Origin of the sequence: Acidovorax soli, assembly GCF_900107605.1 — a bacterium.
Lineage (GTDB): Bacteria > Pseudomonadota > Gammaproteobacteria > Burkholderiales > Burkholderiaceae_C > Acidovorax > Acidovorax soli.
In genome coordinates, this window is sequence record NZ_FNQJ01000015.1 from 61356 (window position 1) to 84398 (window position 23043).

A 23043-nucleotide genomic window follows, 5' to 3' on the forward strand; every position below is an offset into this window, starting at 1 on the left:
TTGGTCGTGGTCAGGGCTGGGGTGTGGTCATGTCGTGACCAACCGGCACCAGGTAGTTCAGTTGTGCCCACAGGCGCGCCGCGCCCATTTCCAGGCGCAGGCGCTCGATGCGTGTATCGATCTCGGCGCGGCGTGCTTCCAGCACCGCGGTCAGGGTGCCCGCGTTGCCACGGTAGGCGGCGATCGTGGCGCGCGTGCGCTCTGTGGCCAGCGGCAGCAGCGAGCTGTCGTAGCGGGTCAGGCGCTCGCGGTCGCTGCGCCATTCCTGCAGCATCGCCAGTGCCTCGGCCACATGGGCTCGCGTGGCCTCTTCGCGTTCGGCACGCTTCTGTTCGACGCTGGCCAGTTTGGCCGACAGCTCGCGATCCTGGCGGTTCTTCTGATCCCACTGCAATGGGATCGAGACATTGACCGAGACCATGTTCGAGTAGGCCGGCCCGCGCTGGTTGTACATCAGCTCGACGCTCACATCAGTCTTCTTGTTGGCTCGCGCGAGGTCTGCTTCGGCCTGCGCGACTTCTTCCTGCTTTTGCATCACGGCGATTTCAGGGTGATGAGCCAGTTGGGTTTCCAGATCCTGCGAGCGCAGGCGAACCGCATCCAAAGCCGGAGCTGAGCCCAGGGGATCGCTGGCGGCGGGACCTATCCAGCGGGCCAGTTGCGTGCGGGCCGTGGTGACCTGGCGCTCGGCCTGCTCGATGCGGTCGTCGATCTGGGCGACTGCTGATCGGGCGGCGAACACATCGGCTTGCGTGCCGCGCCCACCCCGGTAGGCGGCATCGGCGGCGTCGATCTGCAGGCGCGCTTCGTCGCGCTGGGTCACCAGCACGTCGCGCACGCGCTCCTGGTAGAAACGGTCCAGCCAGGCCATGGTGGTGTCGCGCTGCAGGTTGGCGAGCGCCAGGCTGCGCCCGGCCTCGGCGACCTCGGCTTCGCGCTCGTAGCGACCGGCGCGGGCTTTGAGCTTGTCTTCGCGCGTGAACTCCTGCATCACGCCGATCGAGCGCATGGTCATGAAGTCGCGTGTCAGGCTGAACCGATCCGCGCCGTTGACAGGCAGGTTGTTGATGCCGAGCTTGAGGGTGGGGTCGGGCCGCTGGCCGGCAGCGACGGCCATGTCCCGTGCGGCCGAAGCCGTCGCATCCTGGGCTACAAGCGCGCGAGAACGGGTTTGCGCCAGGCGCAGCGCCTGGTCCAGCGTCAAGCCATCGGCGGCATGGGCGGCACCGGCGCCTATGGCGAGCGCCGCAGCGATGCCGACGGCGAGCCTGCGCCATGGCATGGCCCCGCCCGACGTGCGGGAAGGAAAAGAGTCGATAAACATGAGATCTCCAGTTGACGAATGCCATCAGGTCGAATGGAGCTTGTGCGGGGGCGAGCAGAAACTCGCGGGCACGCGCAAGCGCGACCAGACAGGTCTGGGGCAAGCCGGCTCAGGCCGGCTGCACCAGCGTCAGGAGATCAAATGCGAAAACAGCAGTGCAGGATGGCGTGCGGTGGAGAGGCCGCGACGCGCTGGAACTTCGAGTCGGCCGAAGGCCAGCCATGCCCGAGAGGCTCGGGTAGCACCGGGAGGGTATAGAGGGTGGTCAGCAACGCCGCCGGGACGGTCGGGGCCGACGCATGGTCGGCACTTTGCTGGCCGAAACGGCAGTGCTCTACGCACAGGTTCGCAGCGCTGTCGTCGATCTGGTCGCAGCCCGTCATGGCTGCCATGTCTGATGTCGCGGATGTGTCCGGCGACACAGCCATCGAAGCAATAGCCTCATCACCGGGCATCGTTGCGACCGACACATTCATGGCCATCGTCGGGTGAGACTGCGACGCGCCCGACAGTGCGGGGCAGGCGTAGGCAGCGATGGCCATCTGGCCAAAGACCAGCACGCTGAGCATCAGCCGGCAGACGAATTGCCTGAATGCGCGCGTCATCGTCATGCGGCCACCTCGCCAGCGAGGCTCGCATCGGCCATGCGGGGATCAGAGTCCTGGCTTCCTGCCAGCGCAGCGATGATCGTGCACGCCGCGCCCTCTGGCGCTTGGGCGCAGCAATCGGCCAGATTTTCCAGCGCCGAGGCCATCGACTGCAGGTCGGCCACGCGCTCCCGGATCTCTGCGACGCGCTTGCGCGTGATCTCCCGGACGCGCAGACGGTCGCGTGTGGCGCTCAAGGACATCAACTCGGCGATGTCCTCCAGCGAATACCCCAATGTCTGGGCACGCTTGATGAAGCGCAGACGAAGGACATCGTCGTCCGAATACTGCCGGAAGCCTCCGTCCACGCGCTTCGGCGCCGCCAGCAACCCACCGCGCTGGTAGTAGCGCACCGCCTCCACACCGACGCCTGCCGCGTCGGCGAGTTTGGCAATGGTGAAGGCGTGGGTGGGCATGGGGGAACTCGGTATTCGGGTACGGAGTTTAGCGCACCCGCCGCCAGGGTGCAAATAGCAGCGGCAAACGGAACTGCCGGTGCAGTTGGCCTGCTTCCATCACGCACTGCAACTGGAGCATCCTCGCTGCATTTGCACAGGCGGGCACTTGACCGATCCGTAGGAGCAGAACACGCAGCAGTCTCCCGCCTTCGGCCGCAGCAACGCCCTGCACTGTTCGCACTCGTAGAAGAACTGGCAGGCATCGGTCGGCATGGTCTCGGGCCTGGCATGGCCGCAGTGCGGGCAGGTCAGCACCGACTCCAGTGTGGGCGTGCCGGTTGTCATTTGCGCAGCGTCGAAGGGTAGCCCGCGTCGGTGGTCGCCTTCACGAGCGTCGAGACTGGGGCCTGGTCTGCGTCGAAGGTGACGGTCGCCGTCTTCTTGGCGAAGTCGATCCTGACCTGGCTGACGCCAGGCACTTTTTCCAGGGATTTCTTCACCGTGACCGGGCACAGCTCGCAGGTCATGTTCTGCACGTTGAGCGTGGCCGTCTGCGGCGTTGCGGCCAGGGCTGCGAACGGCAACAGCGCGACGAGCAGCGATGCGATTGATTTACGCATGAGGGCTCCTTCAGAGAAACAAGGGTGCCAGCCAGGGCACCGACAACAAGGCGAGAAGCACCAGCGCAACGATCCAGAAGATCAGCCGCTGGCGCTGGAGAACGCTCGATTGGGCGCAGGCGGCGCCGGGCTCGCAGGCCGGCTGTTGAAAGTACAGACGGCGGAACGCCAGGCCCAAGAACAAAACTGTCGCCGCAATGAACCAGGGCCGCAGCGGCTCCAGCGCGGTGAGGCTGGCGATCCAGGCGCCACCGATGCCCATCATCAACAGCACCAGCGGCATCACACAGCACACCGAGGCGCCGATGGCAGCCAGCGCCCCGGCGACGAGCGAGTTCTTGAAGTTGAAGGTGGGCATGGGCGAGTGTGAACGTCTTCGACACTTGCCACTCTAAACTCCGTACTATGCTACGGAGTCAAGGGGGGTTGAGCCATGGGCGAACTGACGATAGGGGGACTGGCCGACGAGGCCGGCGTCAACGTCGAGACCATCCGCTACTACCAGCGGCGCGGGCTGATGCCGGAGCCGGACAGGCCAGCCCACGGGTATCGCCGCTACGGGGCCACCACGGTCAAGCGCGTGCGCTTCATCAAGCGGGCGCAGGCGCTGGGCTTCACGCTGGAAGAGATTGGCGGCCTGCTCGAACTCGACGAGGCCCATGCTTGCGCCGAAACGCGCGAATTGGCCTCGCACAAGCTGGAGGCGATCGAAACCAAGCTGGCCGACCTGGCGGCGATGCGCAAGGCGCTCACGGCACTTCTGTGTCAGTGCGATGCGGGCGCGATGAAAGGCAACTGCCCCATCATCCACGCGCTGGGAGCAGACTGACGCCCGCGAAGATTCGGTTAGGCCGGAGAGTCACTGGCGCGCCTGCGCCATGCGACAAGTCCTGAACTGATCTCAGATCGCCGCTTGACTGACGCGCCGGCTCAATGCCTCGGCGCTTTCCTTACGTTCGCTGTATCTGTCCACCAGGTACGGTGCCACGTCGCGGGTAAGCAGCGTGAACTTCATCAACTCCTCCATCACGTCCACGATGCGGTCGTAGTAGGCCGAGGGCTTCATGCGCCCGGCCTCGTCGAACTCCTGGTACGCCTTGGCAACCGAGGACTGGTTGGGGATGGTCAGCATCCGCATCCAGCGGCCCAGCACGCGCATCTGGTTGACGGCGTTGAAGGACTGGGAGCCTCCCGAGACCTGCATCACCGCCAGCGTCTTGCCCTGGGTCGGGCGCACCGCGCCGACGGACAGCGGAATCCAGTCGATCTGCGTCTTCATCAACCCGGTCATCGCGCCGTGGCGCTCGGGCGAACTCCACACCATGCCTTCGGCCCACTGCGCCAATTCGTGCAGTTCCCTGACCTTGGGGTGGTCGGCCGGTGCGTCGTCCACCAGCGGCAGGCCCGAGGGATTGAACATACGGGTTTCGCCGCCAAGCGCGCGCAGGATGCGTGCCGCTTCCTCGGCGGCCAGGCGGCTGAACGAACGCTCGCGCAGCGAGCCGTAGAGCAGCAGGAAGCGCGGCGCGTGCGTTGCGCGCTCGGGTGTCAGCAGTCGCTGGGTATCGGGCTGTTGGAACAGCGCGGTGTCGATATTGGGCAGGTCGATTCTGATTTCAGACACGGCGACCTTCCGCGTCCACGACCGCTTCGCCGTCCTCCTTGCTGAACGCGCCGCGCTGCGGCTGCGGCAGGATGTCCAGCACCGTCTCCGAAGGCCGGCACAGGCGCGTGCCCAGCGGCGTCGCCACGATGGGCCGGTTGATGAGGATGGGGTGCTGGAGCATGAAGCCGATCAGCTGCTCGTCGCTCCATTGGGGGTCACCCAGGCCCAGTTCCGCATAGGGCGTGCCCTTTTCGCGCAGCACGGCGCGCACTGGCACGCCCATCGCGGCGATCAGTGCCGCCAGCGTCTCGCGGTCGGGCGGCGTCTTCAGGTACTCGATGACCGTGGGCTCTTCGCCGCTGTTGCGGATCAGGGCCAGCACATTGCGCGACGTGCCGCAGGCGGGGTTGTGGTAGATCGTGATATTGCTCATGGGAAATGCTTTGCCTATTTCTGGGCAGGGTTCGGGCCGCACTCGTACCAGCCCTTGCTTTGGTTGACGATCCGCACGACCAGCAGCATCACCGGCACCTCGATCAGCACGCCGACCACGGTGGCCAGCGCGGCGCCGGACTGGAAGCCGAACAGGCTGATGGCGGCCGCCACGGCCAGTTCGAAGAAGTTGGAAGCACCAATCAGCGCCGACGGACAGGCGATGCTGTGCTGCTCGCCCGCCTTGCGGTTGAGCCAGTAAGCCAGGCCGGAATTGAAGAACACCTGGATCAGGATCGGCACCGCCAGCATGGCGATGACCAGCGGCTGGCGCAGGATGGCCTCGCCCTGAAAGGCGAACAGCAGCACCAGCGTGAGCAGCAGCGCGGCGATGGACAGCGGGCCGAGGCGTGCCAGGGCGGCATCAAAGGCGGCCGGGCCGCGGCGTAGCAGCGCGCGGCGCCCAAGCTGGGCCAGGATGACCGGGATGACGATGTAGAGCAGCACCGACACCAGCAAGGTCGCCCACGGCACGGTGATCGACGAAAGCCCCAACAGCAGGCCGACGATGGGCGCAAAGGCGAACACCATGATGGTGTCGTTCAGCGCCACCTGCGACAGCGTGAACACTGGGTCGCCGCCGGTCAGCCGGCTCCAGACGAACACCATCGCCGTGCAGGGTGCGGCGGCCAGCAGGATCAGGCCGGCGACATAGCTGTCGAGCTGGCCGGCGGGCAGCCAGGGCGCGAAAACCTGGCGGATGAAGACCCAGGCCAGCAGCGCCATCGAGAAGGGCTTGACGGCCCAGTTCACGAACAGCGTCACGCCGATGCCGCGCCAATGCTGCTTGACTTGGCCCAGGGCGCCAAAGTCCACCTTCAGCAGCATCGGGATGATCATGATCCAGATCAGCAGGCCCACGGGCAGGTTGACCTGGGCGATCTCCATGCGGCCGATGGACTGGAACACGCCCGGCGCGAACTGGCCGAGTGCAATACCGACGACGATGCACAGCAGCACCCAGACGCTCAGGTAGCGCTCGAACAGGCTCATGGGCTGCGGCGCAGGTTCGGGCCGCAGTGCTTCAGAGGTTGCATTCATCGCGCCCGCCTCACTTCGTGCCGATGCCGCGCAGCTCGTGCTGCAGCGACATGGCATCCAGGCGCTGCAGTGGCAGCGACAGGAACAGCTCAATGCGCCGGCGCAAGGTCAGCGCCGCATCCGTGAATGCCTTGCGCTTCTGCTCGTCGGTGCCTTCGACGGCCGCAGGGTCGGGTACGCCCCAGTGCGCCGACATCGGCCGCCCCGGCCACACCGGGCAGACCTCGCCGGCGGCGTTGTCGCAGACCGTGAAGATGAAATCCAGCTCCGGCGCACCGGGTGCCGCGAACTCGTCCCAATTCTTGCTGCGGTAGCCAGTCGCCGGCATGTGCAGGCGCTCCAACGTGGCGAGCGCCAGTGGGTGGACTTCGCCCTTGGGGTGGCTGCCCGCCGAGTAGGCGCGGAAATGTCCCTGGCCCAGTTGGTTGAGGATGCCTTCGGCCAAGATGGAGCGGGCCGAATTGCCTGTGCAGATGAACAGGGCGTTGTAGGTTTTGTCTGTGGTCATGGATGCCTCGTATCAGCAGCAGGATTTGGAGCGCGGCGCAGTCGCGCAGCAGGCGGCGGTGCCCGTTGCAGGCGCCGCTTCGTTGAAGACCGGGATGCTGCCCAGCGTGTGGAAATGCTCCCAGGCCACGCCTTGCGGGTCGGTGATCCAGTGCTTCTCGCTGCGCGCGTAGCAGCAAGTCGTGGTGCCTTCGTCCAGCAGCGCCATGTCGGCCGCCTCGGCGCGGGCCTTGAGCGCTGCCAATTCCTCGGCATCGTCGGTCTGGATGCCCAGGTGATCGATGCCCGGCTTGTTGCCACGCGTGGAGATGGCGAAATTGACCGGCGGGTCTTCGAGCATCCATTTGGCGTAGTCGCCTTCGACGCGCGCGGGCTGCGCTGCGAACAACTGGGTATAGAAGCCGATGCTGCGGTTCAGGTCATCGACGTGCAAGTGGACGTGAAAGCGCTTCATGGGGTGATCCTTTCAGCAGGAAGTGCAGGCGCGGGATGAGTCGGTGGATTCGGTGACCTCACACACGCCGCCCTGGCAGCAGTGCTCGGTCAGGTAGCCGATGAGGCCGTTCATCTGGGTGAAGTCGGCGCGATAGATCAGGTTGCGGCCCTGCTGCTCGATGGTGACGAGGCCGGCGTGGGCCAGCTCCTTCAGGTGGAAGGACAAAGAGTTGCGGGCCACGTCGAGCTGTTCGGCCAACACACTGGGCGTCAGCCCCTCGGGACCGGCGACGACCAGGGCACGGAACACGCGCAGACGCTGGGTATGGGCCAGGGCACCGAGGGCGGAAACGGCTTGGGTCTCGTTCATATTTCGATAATACAACATTTGTTGAATCAATGGATAAAGGAGCACCCAATCCATACGGGGTGTCCCGACATGCCGCCATCGGGTTCGCGGGCTGCGCACCCAGTTCTCCCTGCTTTCCGTGACGGCCGGCAGGGAGAGCGATGAATCTCACGCGGGCCGGGGACGCCGGGCTTTTGCCGAGTTCAGCGCAAAGCCCGCCAGGGCGATGACGAGCACCACGGCTTGTGCGATGGTGGTCTCCGCGGACGGGTAGATGCCAAGCACTTCGATGCGCGGCCAGTGGATCGGGCTGGCACTCAGCCAGCCAGCCTCCTGAAGACCCGCAACTCCCTTGCCGGCGAGCACGACGGCGAGCACCGCTACCAGGATCGAGCTGAGGCTGAAGAACTTGCCAATCGGCATGCGGGCGCTGGTGCGCAGCATGAACCACGCGAGGATGGCAAGGACGGCCATCCCGCCCAGCAGTCCACCGAGCAAGGCGCCGTTGTTGCCGTCACCGGCCAGTGCCGAGTAAAAGAGCACGGTCTCGAAGACTTCCCGATAGACCGCGATGAAAGACAGCGCGAACAGCGCCCACGCCGAGCGCCGCGTCATCGCTGCGGAGAGCTTGTCCTTCAGATAGGCCTGCCATTTGCCGGCCGTGCTCTTCTGGTGCATCCAGAGGCCGACACTCAGCAGAACGATGGCGGCAAAGAGTGACGACAACCCTTCGGTCACCTCCCGGCTGGCACCGCTGATGCTCACGAAATAGGTTGCGGCGGCCCAGGTCAGGCCGCCGCAGGCCAGCGCGACGATCCAGCCGCCGTGGACGTAGGCCAGGACATCGCGCCGTTCGGCCTTCTTCAGGAAGGCCACCATGCCGACGACGATCAGCAGCGCCTCCACGCCCTCGCGCAGCAAGATTGTGATCGACGCAATGAAGGTGGTCAGCGGGTCGGCCTTGTCCGCCCCCAGTTCGGTATCGACCTGGGCGAAGAGGTAGTCCAGCTTCTGTGCCGTGGCGTCGGCCTGTTCCAGCTTGCTGCCGGCGAGCGCGCCGCGATAGGCCAGCATGGCGTTTTCCACTTCGGTGAGCAGCGCCTGGTTGCGTGCGCGCAAAGTGGCTTCGAGCGGCTCGAAGCCATCCAGATAGGCGGACAAGCCCAAGCGCGTCGCGTTGGCCTGGTCGCCCGCGCGGGCTGCCGCAAGGCTCTCCTGCAGGCGCGTGCGGGCCAGGCCCAGTCCACCCGTGCCGTTGGCTGCGACAGTCACCTCTGGGTGGCTGCGGACGTAGGCAGTCAGGTCGCGTGCCGCGTCTGGCGTCATCCGTTCGGACAAGGCCGCCTCCGTCAGCGTGGCTGCGGCTGCGAGATCGGGAAAAACGGCCTTGGCGGCAGCGTCTTTGCCCCAGGCCTGCTCACCGCGCGCACGCATGGCATTGTCGTGCGACAGCGTCCCGGCGAAAAATGCCAATGCCCACCGGTCCTCGTCGGAGAGCGTGGCGAAACTGGGCATCGAGGTGCCAGCCACGCCTTGAGAAACGACCTGGTACAGCGCGAGCACGCTGCGCGAGCGGGCACGGTCACGATCGGTGAATGCGATCGGCGGCGGGTCGAGTTTGGCGCCGAGTGGGCCGTCGCCTCGGCCGGTGGCCCCGTGGCAGGCCGCGCAGTTGGCCTCGAACAGCACTTTGGCGCGCGCAAGATCCGGCGGCTTGGCCGGCGAGAGCGGGAACGGATAGGCCTTCACCAGTGCCGCGGCCAGCGCATGGGCACTGCCGGCCACGGCCTTGGCGTCGGCTTTCGCGGCGATGAGATCGCCGAGCGCTTGGGCTTGCCGCTGCAGGTCCGGGAGCGCGGGTGTGCTCGGCAGTGCCGTGAGTTGCTGCGCCGCCGTCGCAGCAAACTCCTTCATTTCTTCGTACTCGCTGGCCTTTTGAATTTGGCCATCGCTGACCGCGCCGCCGTAGTCGACCGCGAGGTAGTCCAGCAACTGCCAGGTCTGCTTGGCCTGGTCGCTGGCGGCAGGGTTGGCCGCCCAGGCGGGAGAAGCGGACCACAGCGCAAGCAGCGCGGCCAGTGCCATGAATCGCCTGGCGCAAAGTGAGAGCATTCTTAATCTTTTAATGATATTGATTCTTATTTTATTCACGCATCACGTTGCCACCCAAGTCAATATCAACTGGGGGGTAGTCACTTGACGCTGTGCGCTCCATGAACATGGCCGCTTCGACCCGTTGATTGGTGAGCACGACTCGATGCCGTGGACAACTCAGTCAGGATGCCGCATTGGCTGGCCTGCTGGGATTCACGGCAGTTCTCTCGCAAACTCTTGAGCTGTCGCTCCAGCGCCCTCAAATCTTTGATGCGGGCGGCTACGTGGCCGATGTGCTCATCGAGCAGGTCGTTCACCTGCGCGCAGTTCTCCTGAGGGGAGTCCTTGAAGCGCAGCAGCACCCGGATTTCGTCCAACGTCATGTCCAACCCTCGGCAGTGCCGAATAAACGACAGTCGGTCAACGTGCGTGCTGTCGTATACGCGGTAGTTGCCTTCTGTGCGAGCCGTTTCTGGCAGCAATCCTTCGCGCTCGTAGTAACGGATCGTCTCCACCTGGGTGTGCGTGGCCTTGGCCAGTTCGCCGATTTTCATGTCCTTGCGTTCAGCGCTCGCTGGTTTTTCGTACTTCTCATTGTAGGTGCTTGACACTGTAGTGGATACAGGGTTTCCAATTCAGCCAACAAGGAGAAATTCATGAGCCCTGCCCACCAACGCCAACAAACGGACAGCGCCTGCGGCTGCGGGAGTGGCTGTTCGACGCCGCCCGTCGTGAGTCAGCCGGTGGTGTCTGAAGCGCCGGTGATCGAGTCACGGCGCTTCCGCATCGCAAACATGGACTGCGCCTCGGAGGAGTCGGAAATCCGCCGAGCGCTGGAGGGCAAGGCGGGAATTCGCAGCCTGCAATTCAATCTGGGGGCGCGAGAACTGGCCATTGCTGCCGATGATCCTGCCTTGCAGCAGGCGCTGGACGCTATCCGCAAGGCGGGCTTTAAGCCGGAGCCCCTCAGCGGCGCAGGTCCGTCGGCTACCGCCGCCGCGGCTGCCCCGCCGCCGGGCTTCTGGACGACGTGGGGCAAGTCGCTGGGTGCCTTGGGACTGGCGATGGTGGCCGAAGGCTTGGCATTCGCTCTTCCAGACAGCGGGCCGGTCAAGGTGCTCGGGATGGCGCTGGCCGCAGCGGCCATCGCGCTGTCAGGCTTCTCGGTCTACGGCAAAGGGCTTGCCGCGTTGCGGCAGGGCCGCCTGAACATCAACGCCTTGATGACTGTAGCCGTGACGGGTGCATTTCTGATCGGCCAGTGGCCCGAGGCCGCGATGGTGATGGCCTTGTATGCCATCGCTGAAGCCATCGAGGCGCGCGCCGTGGATCGGGCGCGTGGCGCCATCAAGAGCCTGCTGGCGCTCGCGCCAGAGCAAGCCGAGGTGCGTCAATCGGATGGCAACTGGGAGCGCATCGGTGTCAAAACGGTCGCGGTGGATGCGGTCGTTCGCATTCGCCCCGGCGAGCGTGTTCCGCTGGACGGCATCGTGACCTTGGGCCAGAGCGCCATCGACCAGTCTCCCGTGACGGGCGAAAGCCTGCCGGTGGACAAGGCGCCCGGCGATGAAGTCTTCGCCGGCACCATCAATCAGTCAGGAGCGCTGGAAATTCGCGTCACGGCCCCGGCTTCCGACAGCACGCTGGCGCGCATCATCCACGCGGTTGAGCAGGCCCAATCTTCTCGTGCGCCCACCCAACGCTTCGTGGACCGATTTGCGGCCATCTACACGCCCGCGGTGTTCATTCTGGCGGTGGCCGTGGCGCTGCTGATGCCGTGGCTCATGGGCTTGACCTGGATGCAGGCCATCTACAAGGCCCTGGTGCTGCTGGTCATCGCTTGCCCCTGCGCCTTGGTGATTTCCACGCCCGTCACTGTCGTCAGCGGTTTGGCCGCCGGGGCGCGTCGGGGCATCTTGATCAAAGGCGGTGTGTATCTGGAAGAGGCGCGCAAGATCAAGGCCGTGGCGCTGGACAAGACCGGCACCATCACCGAAGGCAAGCCCAAGCTGGTGGCCTTCGAGCCCGTGGATGCAGCACTCGGCCAGCAGGCCCTGGAGGGGCTGGCCAAGAGCCTCGCGGCGCGGTCGGATCACCCGGTGTCCAAGGCCATCGCGGACGGCGTGTCATCCGCCGCGCAAGAGGTGGACGAGTTTCAGGCCGTTGCCGGGCGCGGCGTGCAGGGGGTGATCGACGGCCATACCTATGTGCTGGCCAATCACCGCTGGATCGAAGAGCGCGGGCAATGCTCGGCTGAACTCGAAGCCCGACTCGCAGTGCATGAACAAGCGGGCCGCACCGTCACGCTGCTGGCCAGCAGCGAACGGGTCATGGCCATCTGCGCAGTGGCCGACACCATTAAACCTTCATCCGCGCAAGCCGTGGCCGACCTGAAGGCGCTGGGCGTGACGCCGGTGATGCTGACGGGGGACAACCTGGCGACGGCGCAAACCGTCGGCACCCAGGCGGGCATCGCCGAGGTGCGCGGCAACCTGCTGCCCGAAGACAAGCTGCGCGCCATCGGCGAGCTTCAGCAGCGCCTGGGCGTCACGGCGATGACCGGCGACGGCATCAACGATGCCCCCGCGCTGGCGAAGGCCGACATCGGCTTCGCCATGGGCGGCGCGGGCACCCACACGGCGATGGAAGCCGCCGACGTGGTGGTCATGAATGACGACCTGCGCCGCCTGCCCGAAACGATCCGGCTGTCCAGGCGCACCCACGCTGTGCTGTGGCAGAACATTGCGCTCGCGCTGGGCATCAAGCTGGTGTTCTTGCTGCTGGCCATCTTCGATGATGCCTCCATGTGGATGGCTGTGTTCGCCGACATGGGGGCGAGCTTGCTGGTGGTCTTCAACGGTCTGAGGCTGCTCAGGCAGCGGACGGGTCAGTAAAACCGAACCTGGAGTTGAAAATGGGAATCCTGGATCGAATTTTTGGTGGGCATGGCGGCGGCCACGGCGGGGGGCATGGCAGTTCCCACGGGCATAGCAATAGCCACGGCCACGGGAGCCCCAGCGGTCACGACTGGGGACGCAATCCAGCGCCTTCGGCCAGCGGCATCACATGCCCGCAATGCAAAGCGATCAATCCGCAAGGCGCTCGCTTTTGCAGCCAGTGCGGGACATCGCTGGTGCCAGCTTCATGTGCGAAGTGCAGCAGTGTCATTCCGACCGGCGCGAAATTCTGTGCTCAGTGTGGCAACGCGGTGATCTGAGTCATGGCGATCTCGGCCTGGATGTACACCTTGATCCCGGCAGCGGCCGCCATCATCGGCGCCGCAGTCGCGGTGAGCGCGCGCCCAGGGCCAACGCTGGTCAGCGCGATTCAACACTTCGCCGCTGGCGTCGTGTTCGCGGCGGCGGCCGGCGAAATCCTGCCCGACATCATGCACCGGGGCTCGCCTTGGGCAACGTTGATCGGCGGCGGAATCGGCGTCGCCACCATGCTGCTGGTGAAGCATTTGGAGGCGTTGGCGAAAGGGCCAGCCGGTCTCTTGACAGTGATCGGCATCGACATCCTGATTGACGGCTTGGTGCTCGGCATCGGGTTTGCGGCTGGCCCGAAGGTCGGCCTGCTGCTGACCATCGCCCTGACTATCGAGGTGCTGTTCCTTGGCTTGACGGTGGCCACGGAACTCGGCGAGAGCGTTCGCTCCCGTGCCAAGGTCGTTTGGATCACGGCTGCACTCGTGCTTTTGCTGCCAATCGGGGCTTTGCTCGGAGCGCCGGTGGCGTTGTTACCCAGTCCCGTCGTGACCGGCTTCTTCGCCTTTGGTCTGATTGCGCTGCTCTACCTCGTGACCGAAGAACTGTTGGTTGAAGCGCATGAGACGCCAGATCGCCCTTGGGTGACGGCGATGTTCTTTGTCGGCTTTCTGGCCCTGCTTCTGCTTGAGGAAGTCATCGGCTAGTGGCGCAGGTGTCTCCAGAATGATGAACTCAAGTCTGTAGCTGCTACACTATTGACCTTATGCGCAAATGGCTGGCCATCGTTCTGTTGGTACTCATGCCGCTCCAATTCAGTTGGGCGGCGGCGGCCAGCTATTGCCAGCATGAAACCGGGGCCGCGGCCAAGCACTTTGGCCACCATGCACATCAGCACAAGGCCGCCGACGGCAAGGACGCCAGCCCTGATCCGACCAAGACCCTGGGCGGCGATCCTGATTGCGCGTCCTGTCATGCCGGGTGCTTCTCGGTCTTGTCTGGGGACGTCAAGGTGGCGTCGCCGATCAGCCCGTCTCTGGATACGGCGTACCACCCGGAGCGCCTTGCAGCGCCTCCACCCGAACGTTTAGAGCGCCCTCAGTGGCGTGCCCTCGCCTGATCGGCGGGGAGCGCGTTCCTTTCCCTTCGTCATCACCTCTACCGTCGCGCATGGCGCGTCACGGTGTGCGGTCGGCTTCATGCGGCTGATGTGACGACGTTGCTGGCGATCATCTGGATCGCCCCCCGCCGATTCCCTCGTGTATTTCAAGTCACTGGAGAATCGGATGTTGAAGGGTATTCACAATCACAACGCAAGGGCAACGGCGGCAGGCTTGCTCCTTGCGTTCACGGCAGGGCTGGCTTTCGCCCAGCCGCTGCCAGCGCTACTGGGCAATGCCCAAAGCGGGGCGCAGACTGAAGCAACGGCTCCACTGAGCCTGCAAAAAGCCATCGCGCTGGCTTTGGAAGCCAATCTTGACCTGACCGTCGCTCAGCGGGAAGTCGAGGCCGTGCAAGGCCAGGTGCTTCAGGCGCAAGCGCGCCGCAACCCCGAACTGGCGTATGCGCTTGAAGACCAGCGCACGCAAACCCGCACCCAAAGCGCGCAGATCAACCTGCCCATCGAATTGGGAAGCAAGCGCGCCGCCCGCATCGCGGCAGCAGAACGAGGGCGTGACGTTGCGGTCGAAGAATTGAACGCACGTCGCGTCGAAATTCGCGCCGCCGTGGTCGCCGCCTTCTTCGAGGCGCTGGCCGCCCAGGATCGCACGGCCCTGGCCCAGGACAGCGTTGACTTGGCCAGGAAAGCGACGGACGCCGTTGCCAAGCGCGTGACGGCGGGCAAGGTTTCTCCGGTCGAGGAAACCAAGGCACGTGTGGCCGAGGCCGGTGTGCGGGTTGAACTGGCGCAGGCCCAAAGCGAACAGCGCAGCGCTCGCGCACGGCTGGCCAGCTTGCTGGGGGCCAGCCCGCCTCAGTTCACCCAGGTGTCGGGCAGTGTGGATGATCTCCCGGTCGTCCCTTCGCTGGATGACATCCAGCAGCGCCTGTCGGCCTCGTCGGCATTGCGCCGGGCGCAGTTGGAAGTCGAACGCCGCAGGTCATTGGCTGACGTGGAGCGGAGCAAGCAAACGCCCGATGTCACGGTCAGCCTGGGCGTGAAGCGCCCGAACGAGCTTGCGCGCAATCAGTTGATGCTCGGCGTTTCCGTGCCGCTGCCTTTGTTCGACCGCAATCAGGGCAACTTGCTGGAAGCGTTGAAGCGTGAAGACAAGGCGCGGGACGAACTCCAGGCGCTGAACGTGCGCCTGAGCACGGACGTGCTTCAAGCCCGCGAGCGGCTGGCCTCAGTGCGCGGCGAGATCGACGTGTTGCAGCGCGAGGTGCTGCCGGGAGCCAAGAGCGCCTATGACGCGGCCACCGTGGGATTTGGCTACGGCAAGTTCAACTTCCTGGAAGTGCTGGACGCGCAGCGCACCTACTTCGCCGCCCAATCCCAATACCTCAAGGCACTGGCCGAAGCGCATCGCGCGGCGGCGGACATGGATCGCGTGATAGGCGCATCCGAACCCACGACCACCCCGCCCGTGAACAAGGAATGAACATGAAACTCGACACGAACAAACTGAACGTCGGCAAGAAACAGTGGATCGCCATCGCCGTGATCGCCGCAGTGGGCATTGGACTGGGCGGCGCCATTCTCGGCGGCAAGACGGGCAAGACCGCTGAAGGCGAGGGCCACGGCAGCCACGTTGAAGCCAAGGCCCACGGCGATGGTGAGCATCATGGCAAGACAAGCGATGCGCAGCACGAGGACGACAAGGGCCATGCGGATGGCGAGCACCATGAAGGGCCGGGCAAGGGGCCGCATGGCGGAAAGCTGTTCAATGAAGGGGATTTCGGATTGGAGGCATTGCTCGCCGAGGACGGAGGCGAGCCGCGTCTGCGCATCTGGCTGTACGACAAGAACAAGGCGCTGACCAGCAGCGCCGCCAAGGTCAGCGCCACCGTCACGCGCCTGACTGGCGAGAAGCAGGTACTCAACTTCGCGCCCGACAAGGACAGTCTGTTGAGTCGCGAGACCGTACCGGAACCTCATGCGTTCGAGGTCAGCATCGTGGCGCAGACGGCCAACGCGCCTTTCACGTTCAGCTTCAGCCAGGAAGAGGGGAAAGTCGAACTCAGCGATGCGCAAATCAAGGCGGCATCCATCGGCATCGACACCGCAGGGGCCGCAAGCATCAAGTCTGCCCTGCAATTGCCGGGCGAGATCCGCCTGAACGAAGACCGCACCTCGCATGTCGTCCCGCGCATGGCGGGCGTGGTCGAGAGCGTGCAGGCCAGCTTGGGACAAACGGTCAAGAAGGGACAGGTGCTGGCGGTCATAACCAGCCCGACCGCCTCCGAGCAGCGCAGCGAATTGCAGACGGCGCAAAAGCGGCTGGCTTTGGCTAAGACCACCTTCGAGCGCGAGAAGCGGCTGTGGGAACAGAAGATTTCCGCCGAGCAGGATTACCTGCAAGCCGGGCAGGCATTGAACGAGGCGCAGGTCGCCGTGGCCAACGCGCAGCAGAAGCTGTCTGCCGTGGGCCTGGCCCCAGGGTCTTCGGGCGGGCTGAACCGCCTGGAGTTGCGCGCACCCTTCGATGGCGTGGTGATTGAAAAGCACCTCAGCCTGGGCGAAGCCGTCAAGGAAGACGCTGCCGTGTTCACGGTGTCCGACCTGGGCCAGGTCTGGGCGGAAATCAACGTGCCCGCCAAGGATTTGCCGCTCGTCCGAGTGGGCGAAAAAGTCAGCATCAAGGCCACGGCCTTCGATGCCAGCGCGCAAGGCACCATCACTTTCGTGGGCGCGTTGATCGGCGAGCAGACCCGCACGGCCAAGGCCCGCGTGGTCTTGGCCAATCCGCAGGGCGCGTGGCGTCCCGGCCTGTTCGTCAATGTGGAAGTGACCGCATCCGAGGCCAACGTGCCCGTCACCGTGGCCAGCGATGCGATACAGAGCGTGGGCGACAAGCCTGTCGTCTTCGTCAAGGTGAATGACGGCTTCGTGGCCCAGCCCGTGCAGTTGGGTCGCAGCGATGGCAAGCGCGTCGAGGTGCTGCAAGGGCTCCAAGCCGGGGCCGCGTATGCGGCGGCGGGCAGTTTCGTCGTGAAGTCCGAACTCGGCAAAGCCTCTGCCGAACACACCCATTGATGCCGGAGCCACGCCCATGTTTGAAAAACTCATTCGCGCGGCCATCGAGCACCGATGGCTGGTGCTGCTGGCCGCCATCGGCATGGCCGCCGTCGGCGTATTCAGCTATCAGAAGCTGCCCATCGACGCCGTGCCGGACATCACCAACGTCCAGGTTCAAATCAATACCCAGGCACCGGGCTATTCGCCGCTGGAAGCCGAGCAACGGGTGACATACCCGATTGAAACCGTGATGGCGGGCCTGCCCAACTTGGAGCAGACCCGCTCCCTGTCGCGCTATGGCCTGTCGCAAGTGACCGTCATCTTCAAGGACGGCACCGACATCTACTTCGCGCGCCAGTTGGTCAATGAGCGCATCCAGGAAGCACGCGACAAGCTGCCTGCCGGCATCACGCCCGCGCTGGGGCCGATCTCCACCGGCCTGGGCGAGATTTACCTGTGGACGGTCGAGGCCAAGGACGGTGCGAAGAAGCCCAACGGCACGCCCTACACGGCCACCGATCTGCGCGAGATTCAGGACTGGATCATCAAGCCGCAGTTGCGCAACGTTCCGGGTGTGACGGAAATCAACTCGATCGGCGGCTATGCCAAGGAATACCAGATTGCGCCTATCCCCGCGCGTCTGGCTTCGTTGGGCGTCACCCTGCAAGACATCGTGACGGCGCTGGACCGCAACAACGGCAACGTGGGCGCGGGCTACATCGAAAAGCGCGGCGAGCAGTATCTGATCCGGGCGCCCGGGCAGGTCAAGACGCTGGAGGACATTGGCAATGTCATCCTCAGCAGCGCGGGCGGTGTGCCGATCCGGGTGCGCGACGTGGCCGACGTTGGGATGGGGCGCGAACTGCGCACCGGCGCCGCCACGGACAACGGCCGCGAAGTGGTGCTGGGCACGGTGTTCATGCTCATCGGCCAGAACAGCCGCACGGTGTCGCAGGCCGTGGACAAGAAGATGGTGGAGATCAACCGCAGCCTGCCCGAGGGCGTGCATGCGGTGACGGTGTACGACCGCACCGTGCTGGTGGACAAGGCCATCGCCACGGTGAAGAAGAACCTGCTGGAAGGCGCGATCCTGGTGATCGTGATCCTGTTTCTGTTCCTGGGCAACATCCGTGCCGCCATCATCACGGCGACGGTGATTCCCCTGTCGATGCTGTTCACCTTCACCGGCATGGTGCATTACAAGGTGAGCGCCAACCTGATGAGCCTGGGGGCGCTGGATTTCGGCATCATCATCGACGGGGCGGTGGTGATCGTCGAGAACTGCGTGCGCCGACTGGCCCATGCGCAGGCGCACCAGGGCAGGCCCTTGACGCGGGCGGAGCGCTTTCACGAGGTGTTCCTGGCGTCCAAGGAATCGCGCCGCGCGCTGCTGTTCGGGCAGCTCATCATCATGGTGGTCTACCTGCCCATCTTTGCCCTGACGGGTGTGGAAGGGAAGATGTTCCACCCGATGGCGTTCACGGTGGTGGCCGCGCTGGTGGGGGCCATGATCCTGTCGGTGACCTTCATTCCGGCGGCGGTCGCCCTGTTCATTGGCAATCGGGTCAGCGAGACGGAAAACTTCCTGATGATGCAGGCCAAGCGCTGGTACGGCCCCTTGCTGGATCGCGTGATGGCGGCCAAGGCCGTGGTGCTGGCGGCCGTCGCCGTGGCGGTGGTGCTGTGCGGTTTGATCGCCACCCGCATGGGCAGCGAGTTCGTGCCCAGTCTGAACGAAGGCGACTTCGCCATCCAGGCGTTGCGCATTCCAGGTACCAGTCTGACGCAATCGGTGGCAATGCAGCAGCAACTGGAGACCACGCTGAAGGCCCAGTTCCCCGAGATCGACCGCGTTTTCGCGCGCACCGGCACGGCGGAAATCGCCTCCGACCCCATGCCGCCGAACATTTCCGACGGCTACATCATGCTCAAGCCCGTGTCCGAGTGGCCCGAGCCGCGCAAGTCGCGCGACGAATTGCTGGCGGCTATTCAGGAGACCGTGGGCAAGGTGCCGGGGAACAACTATGAGTTCTCGCAGCCGATCCAGTTGCGCTTCAACGAACTCATCTCGGGGGTGCGCAGCGATGTGGCGGTGAAGATTTTTGGCGACGACATGGATGTCTTGAACAAGACGGCCGAGGAGGTCTCGTCCATGCTGCAGAAGATTCCCGGCGCTTCCGAAGTCAAGGTGGAGCAGACCACCGGCTTGCCGATGCTGACCGTGAACATCGACCGCCAGAAAGCCGCGCGCTATGGGCTGAACGTGGCCGACATCCAGGACGCCGTGGCCACCGCCATCGGTGGGCGCGAGGCCGGCACGCTGTTCGAGGGCGACCGCCGCTTCGACATTCTGGTGCGCTTGCCCGAGTCCTTGCGTAATGACTTGGAAAGCATGAAGCGCCTGCCGATTCCTCTGCCGCGCGCAACGGGTGGCGCGGGCGGCGGCGAGGGCCGAACCAACTTCATCCAACTGGCCGAGGTGGCGAGCTTCGAGCTGGCGCCCGGCCCCAACCAGATCAGCCGGGAAAACGGCAAGCGCCGCATCGTGGTCAGCGCCAACGTGCGCGGCCGTGACGTGGGTTCCTTCGTGGCCGACGCCGAGGCAGCGCTGGCGCAAGTCAAGATTCCCACTGGCTATTGGACGAGTTGGGGCGGCACGTTCGAGAACCTGCAATCCGCCACGCAGCGCTTGCAGATCGTCGTGCCAGTGTCGCTGCTGCTGGTCTTCGTGCTGCTGTTCGCTATGTTCGGCAATGTCAAGGACGGCTTGCTGGTCTTCACCGGCATTCCGTTTGCACTGACCGGCGGCATCCTGGCGCTGTGGCTGCGCGACATTCCGCTGTCCATCTCCGCCGCCGTGGGCTTCATCGCGCTGTCGGGCGTGGCCGTGCTCAATGGCCTGGTGATGATTTCCTACATCCGCAGCCTGCGTGAGGCTGGAACGCCGCTGGACGAAGCCATCCGTGAGGGTGCCCTGACGCGCTTGCGGCCGGTGCTGATGACGGCCCTGGTGGCATCGCTGGGCTTCATCCCGATGGCGATCGCCACGGGAACCGGCGCGGAAGTGCAGCGGCCATTGGCCACCGTGGTGATCGGCGGCATCTTGTCTTCCACCATGCTGACGCTGCTGGTGTTGCCGGTCTTGTATCGCTTAGCTCATCACCCTGAAGAGCAGGAAGAGGATGTTACTGCCGAGCCGGCGCATGAGCGTGCTTCCGCTTGATAGGAACAATCGGACAGCGGCTGAGGAAGCAATTCGCCGCGACAGTGCGCGGCAGAATTGCTTCGTGGGAAATTGGGCGTCAGTGTGGAGCATCCATTGGATAGTCACAACGTTGATAGCGATCCAATTGCCCATGCAGGCAATCAATCTGTCAGGGCGCGAAGCCTAGCAGCGCGCTCGGCAGGTGGCTCATTGCGCAGTTCATTAATCACTTCATCGCGTGTCTTGCCTGGGCCTGTGCTGGGCACGGGGGGCGGGTAATTACTTTCGCCGTAAGAGAGGCGCCCTTGCTGAGTGGCAGCCACGGCCTCGGCCTGGACTTGGGCTCGGGTTTCTTCGCTCTTGAAGTGTTCCGGATGAATGATCACCCCAGCTTCATTGTTGGCGGGATGTTCGTATGCTGCCGATGCAATCCCTGGCAGACTCAGGGTGGCCGCTGCCGCCACGGCAGTGATCATGGAAGAAAGGGAGAGGCGACATTGAGTCATGGTAAAGCTCCTTGTAGAAGTCGATGAAACTTGCATCTCTCACACCTTGCTCAGGCGATGAGGAGATGTGTTCATCGTAGAAATCTCTACCCAACAGAATCAGGACTGCGTGGTGAGATTTCTGTCAGCTTTCCCGGGTGCTGATCGCTATGGTGTTCATGGGCAGGGTCACGGTTTCATGCCTCGATGGGGAACATCAACGTGAAGCGTGTTCGCCCACCAGAAGACGCTGCCACGACGACGCCGCCATGCGCTTGCGCAATGGCGCGGGTGATGGCCAGTCCCAAGCCGCTGCCTTCGGCGTCAGGATGAGCACGCGAGGGGTCGGCACGGTAGAAGCGATCAAAGAGGCGGGGCAGGATTCGGGGATCGATGTCCTGGCCTGTGTTCTCCACCGCCACGGAGGTGGCGTTCTCAATGGTTGAGATGCTGATCGTGACATCGCCTGCATCCGGCGTATGGCGCAAGGCGTTGGACAACAGGTTGCTTACCGCGCGGCGGAACATCAGCCGGTCGCCATCGATGGTTCCATCACCGTCGAGCTGAAGGCGGATGTGCTTCTCTTCCGCCACGGCCTCGTAGAAATCCAGCAATGCCTGGGCTTCCTGGCGCGCGGAAAACCGTTCCTTGTGCGGCAGATCCACGCCGCGCTCGGTCTTGGCCAGAAACAGCATGTCCGACACCATGCGCGCCAGGCGCTGGAACTCCTCGGCGTTGGAGGCCAGGATGTCTCGATACGTTGCGGCATCACGCCTGGTCGCCAACGCCACCTGTGTCTGTGTCAGCAGATTGCTGATGGGGGTGCGCAACTCGTGCGCCAGATCCGATGAGAACTCGGTCAGGCGCTGGAAATCATCCTGCAACCGATCCAGCATGCGATTGAGTTCCCGTGCCAAGTCGGCCATTTCCACCGGAACGGCTTCGACCGGCATGCGCTCGGTCAATTTCTGACTGGTGACTGCGGCTGCGCGTGATCGCATTTCACGCAAGGGGGCCAGACCTTGGCGGGCAGCGAGCCACGACAGCAGGCCACACACAGCGATGGCTGCAGCCACATAAATTGCGAGATTGCGGCGCAGCCCATTCAGAAATTGGATGTGGTGCTTGGTGTCCGCTGCGATCAGTACCTGCAGAGCTGAATCCGAGTAAGCAGGGGCGACCTCGAAACTCAAGGTGTGAAATTCGGCATCATGGTGCTGCCAAATTCCAAAAGTGGCTTTCTTATCAGTGCTCAAGACCGTGCCGCGCCCAATGCTGTCAGGCCCTGAATCGGAGGATTGAAAGACGACTTTTTGCTGAGCGTCCTGCACCTGAACATAGAGATCGTGGTGGTAGCTCAAGGCTTCGCTCAAGCGCGCGCGCGTGTCATCCGCCGAGCGGGCATTGCGAAGAATCTCCTCGATCAGATGTTGCTTGTCCTGCAACGCCATCCGATCCAGCTCGACGAAATGCCGCTTGGTTTCGGCCAGAAACAGAATACCCAGCCCCAGCACCACCGCAGCGGCCACCACAGTGAAAAAGAAGGTCAGGCGCTGGGTCAGCGGAAGTTTGAGCCAATGAGCATGCCGCAACACCTATTGATCCTCCGGCACATCCAGCACATAGCCCATGCCTCGCACGGTCTGGATGAGCTTGATGGGATGACCTTCGTCAATCTTCACTCGCAGGCGGCGCATTGCGACTTCGATAACATTTGTGTCGCTGTCGAAGTTCATGTCCCACACCTGCGACGCGATCAGCGAGCGCGGCAACACCTCGCCATGGCGGCGCATGAGCAGTTCCAGCAGTCCGAATTCCTTTGCGGTCAGATCAACGCGCTTGCCGTTGCGGGAAACGCGCCGGCGCAGCAAATCCAGATCCAGATCGGCGACACGCAATACTGTGCTTTCGCTGTTGGCGTGGCCGCGCCGCAAGATGATGCGTACACGGGCCAGCAACTCTGCGAACGAGAAGGGCTTGACGAGATAGTCGTCGGCCCCGAGTTCCAGCCCTTTGACGCGATCCTCCACCTGGTCACGGGCGGTCAGGAACAGCACGGGCATTTCCAGCCCCCGGTCGCGCAGGGATTGCAGCACTTGCCAGCCATTCAGGCCCGGCAGCATGACATCCAGGATCACCAAGTCGTATTCACCCTGTAGCGCCAAATGCAGGCCATCGGCACCGTTGGGCACCAGGTCGCAGATGTAGCCAGCCTCGATCAAGCCCTGGCGCAGGTACTCGCCCGTCTTGGGTTCGTCTTCTACGATCAATATCTTCACGTGGGCTCTCCATTCCATGCTTTTGCAAGAGTGTGCCGAGTTTGGAGCTTCATGACATGAAGATAATAAAAATGTAATGTGGCGGATTCAAAAGTGAAGTGCAACACCCTGGGTTTCAATGAACGAGGGTGGAGTGCTGCGGGCTGTTGATCAGCAACTCGCGGTATACGGCCAG

Annotated in this window: 25 protein-coding genes; 8 read left to right on the forward strand and 17 right to left on the reverse strand. The window is 64.0% G+C overall.

The annotated features are described in order from the left end of the window. Window positions 1–10 precede the first annotated feature (10 nt). From BLW02_RS11385 to BLW02_RS20505, 6 genes are all read right to left on the reverse strand, one after another. Window positions 11–1324, reverse strand: a complete 1314-nt coding sequence (locus tag BLW02_RS11385) for a TolC family protein (RefSeq protein ID WP_092698649.1) — start codon at window positions 1322–1324, stop codon at window positions 11–13. Window positions 1325–1461: 137 nt separating this feature from the next. After that, window positions 1462–1935, reverse strand: coding sequence for a hypothetical protein (locus BLW02_RS11390; RefSeq protein ID WP_092698651.1), 474 nt, complete (start codon window positions 1933–1935; stop codon window positions 1462–1464). Further along, a complete protein-coding gene (locus BLW02_RS11395; protein WP_092698653.1) occupies window positions 1932–2387 on the reverse strand; it encodes a MerR family transcriptional regulator in 456 nt (151 codons plus the stop codon). Before BLW02_RS11395 ends, BLW02_RS11390 begins: the two co-directional genes overlap by 4 nt. Before the next feature lie 99 nt (window positions 2388–2486). Next, on the reverse strand, window positions 2487–2714 hold the full coding sequence (locus tag BLW02_RS20210; protein WP_092698655.1) for a GDCCVxC domain-containing (seleno)protein: 228 nt from the start codon (window positions 2712–2714) through the stop codon (window positions 2487–2489). After that, the gene (gene merP, locus BLW02_RS20500; RefSeq protein WP_092698657.1) at window positions 2711–2989 is read right to left on the reverse strand and encodes a mercury resistance system periplasmic binding protein MerP; all 279 of its coding nucleotides are present in this window, start codon (window positions 2987–2989) and stop codon (window positions 2711–2713) included. Before merP ends, BLW02_RS20210 begins: the two co-directional genes overlap by 4 nt. 10 nt (window positions 2990–2999) lie before the next feature. Further along, a complete protein-coding gene (locus tag BLW02_RS20505; RefSeq protein ID WP_092698659.1) occupies window positions 3000–3347 on the reverse strand; it encodes a mercuric transporter MerT family protein in 348 nt (115 codons plus the stop codon). Window positions 3348–3422: 75 nt separating this feature from the next. Here BLW02_RS20505 and merR point away from each other — a divergent pair, with 75 nt between their 5' ends. Continuing rightward, entirely contained in the window at window positions 3423–3818 is a 396-nt protein-coding gene (merR, locus tag BLW02_RS11415; protein ID WP_092698661.1) for an Hg(II)-responsive transcriptional regulator, read from the forward strand. Between the two features lie 72 nt (window positions 3819–3890). Here merR and arsH read toward each other — a convergent pair whose 3' ends face one another. The 8 genes from arsH to cadR form a co-directional block, all read right to left on the reverse strand. Further along, a complete protein-coding gene (gene arsH / locus BLW02_RS11420; protein WP_092698663.1) occupies window positions 3891–4613 on the reverse strand; it encodes an arsenical resistance protein ArsH in 723 nt (240 codons plus the stop codon). After that, entirely contained in the window at window positions 4606–5028 is a 423-nt protein-coding gene (gene arsC / locus BLW02_RS11425) for an arsenate reductase (glutaredoxin) (RefSeq protein WP_092698665.1), read from the reverse strand. The genes arsH and arsC overlap by 8 nt, the downstream gene beginning before the upstream one ends. A gap of 14 nt (window positions 5029–5042) precedes the next feature. After that, window positions 5043–6128, reverse strand: a complete 1086-nt coding sequence (gene arsB, locus BLW02_RS11430) for an ACR3 family arsenite efflux transporter (RefSeq protein ID WP_092698667.1) — start codon at window positions 6126–6128, stop codon at window positions 5043–5045. A 10-nt stretch (window positions 6129–6138) separates the two neighbouring features. Next, the gene (locus BLW02_RS11435) at window positions 6139–6636 is read right to left on the reverse strand and encodes an arsenate reductase ArsC (RefSeq protein WP_092698670.1); all 498 of its coding nucleotides are present in this window, start codon (window positions 6634–6636) and stop codon (window positions 6139–6141) included. Between the two features lie 12 nt (window positions 6637–6648). After that, window positions 6649–7089, reverse strand: coding sequence for an ArsI/CadI family heavy metal resistance metalloenzyme (locus BLW02_RS11440; protein ID WP_092698672.1), 441 nt, complete (start codon window positions 7087–7089; stop codon window positions 6649–6651). Between the two features lie 12 nt (window positions 7090–7101). Further along, window positions 7102–7440 (reverse strand): ArsR/SmtB family transcription factor, encoded by a 339-nt coding sequence (locus BLW02_RS11445; protein WP_092698674.1) that lies wholly within the window; start codon window positions 7438–7440, stop codon window positions 7102–7104. 147 nt (window positions 7441–7587) lie between these two features. Beyond that, window positions 7588–9504, reverse strand: coding sequence for a cytochrome c/FTR1 family iron permease (locus BLW02_RS11450; protein ID WP_229751426.1), 1917 nt, complete (start codon window positions 9502–9504; stop codon window positions 7588–7590). Between the two features lie 107 nt (window positions 9505–9611). Next, the gene (gene cadR, locus BLW02_RS11455; RefSeq protein ID WP_092698704.1) at window positions 9612–10067 is read right to left on the reverse strand and encodes a Cd(II)/Pb(II)-responsive transcriptional regulator; all 456 of its coding nucleotides are present in this window, start codon (window positions 10065–10067) and stop codon (window positions 9612–9614) included. 102 nt (window positions 10068–10169) lie between these two features. Here cadR and BLW02_RS11460 point away from each other — a divergent pair, with 102 nt between their 5' ends. The 7 genes from BLW02_RS11460 (at window position 10170) to BLW02_RS11490 (ending at window position 20122) form a co-directional block, all read left to right on the forward strand. Next, window positions 10170–12407 carry a heavy metal translocating P-type ATPase gene (locus BLW02_RS11460; protein ID WP_092698678.1) on the forward strand — a complete coding sequence of 746 codons (2238 nt, stop codon included), beginning with the start codon at window positions 10170–10172 and terminating at the stop codon, window positions 12405–12407. Between the two features lie 20 nt (window positions 12408–12427). After that, a complete protein-coding gene (locus BLW02_RS11465; protein ID WP_092698680.1) occupies window positions 12428–12730 on the forward strand; it encodes a double zinc ribbon domain-containing protein in 303 nt (100 codons plus the stop codon). Window positions 12731–12733: 3 nt separating this feature from the next. Further along, the gene (locus BLW02_RS11470) at window positions 12734–13426 is read left to right on the forward strand and encodes a ZIP family metal transporter (RefSeq protein WP_092698682.1); all 693 of its coding nucleotides are present in this window, start codon (window positions 12734–12736) and stop codon (window positions 13424–13426) included. Window positions 13427–13485: 59 nt separating this feature from the next. Then, window positions 13486–13839 carry a cation efflux protein, CzcI family gene (gene czcI, locus BLW02_RS11475; protein ID WP_092698684.1) on the forward strand — a complete coding sequence of 118 codons (354 nt, stop codon included), beginning with the start codon at window positions 13486–13488 and terminating at the stop codon, window positions 13837–13839. 166 nt (window positions 13840–14005) lie between these two features. Beyond that, window positions 14006–15322, forward strand: a complete 1317-nt coding sequence (locus BLW02_RS11480) for a TolC family protein (protein WP_092698686.1) — start codon at window positions 14006–14008, stop codon at window positions 15320–15322. A 2-nt stretch (window positions 15323–15324) separates the two neighbouring features. Then, window positions 15325–16917 (forward strand): efflux RND transporter periplasmic adaptor subunit, encoded by a 1593-nt coding sequence (locus tag BLW02_RS11485; protein ID WP_092698706.1) that lies wholly within the window; start codon window positions 15325–15327, stop codon window positions 16915–16917. A 16-nt stretch (window positions 16918–16933) separates the two neighbouring features. Then, window positions 16934–20122: a CusA/CzcA family heavy metal efflux RND transporter gene (locus BLW02_RS11490; protein WP_092698688.1), complete on the forward strand. Its 3189-nt coding sequence runs from the start codon at window positions 16934–16936 to the stop codon at window positions 20120–20122. A 143-nt stretch (window positions 20123–20265) separates the two neighbouring features. On the opposite strand, the gene BLW02_RS11495 is transcribed toward BLW02_RS11490, so the two are convergent. The 3 genes from BLW02_RS11495 to BLW02_RS11505 all read right to left on the reverse strand — a co-directional run bounded on the left by BLW02_RS11495 (window position 20266) and on the right by BLW02_RS11505 (window position 22868). Continuing rightward, on the reverse strand, window positions 20266–20610 hold the full coding sequence (locus BLW02_RS11495; RefSeq protein WP_092698690.1) for a DUF4148 domain-containing protein: 345 nt from the start codon (window positions 20608–20610) through the stop codon (window positions 20266–20268). Window positions 20611–20786: 176 nt separating this feature from the next. Continuing rightward, window positions 20787–22184, reverse strand: a complete 1398-nt coding sequence (locus tag BLW02_RS11500) for a heavy metal sensor histidine kinase (protein ID WP_092698692.1) — start codon at window positions 22182–22184, stop codon at window positions 20787–20789. Continuing rightward, on the reverse strand, window positions 22185–22868 hold the full coding sequence (locus BLW02_RS11505; RefSeq protein ID WP_092698694.1) for a heavy metal response regulator transcription factor: 684 nt from the start codon (window positions 22866–22868) through the stop codon (window positions 22185–22187). It abuts the gene before it with no gap. Between the last annotated feature and the right edge of the window lie 175 nt (window positions 22869–23043).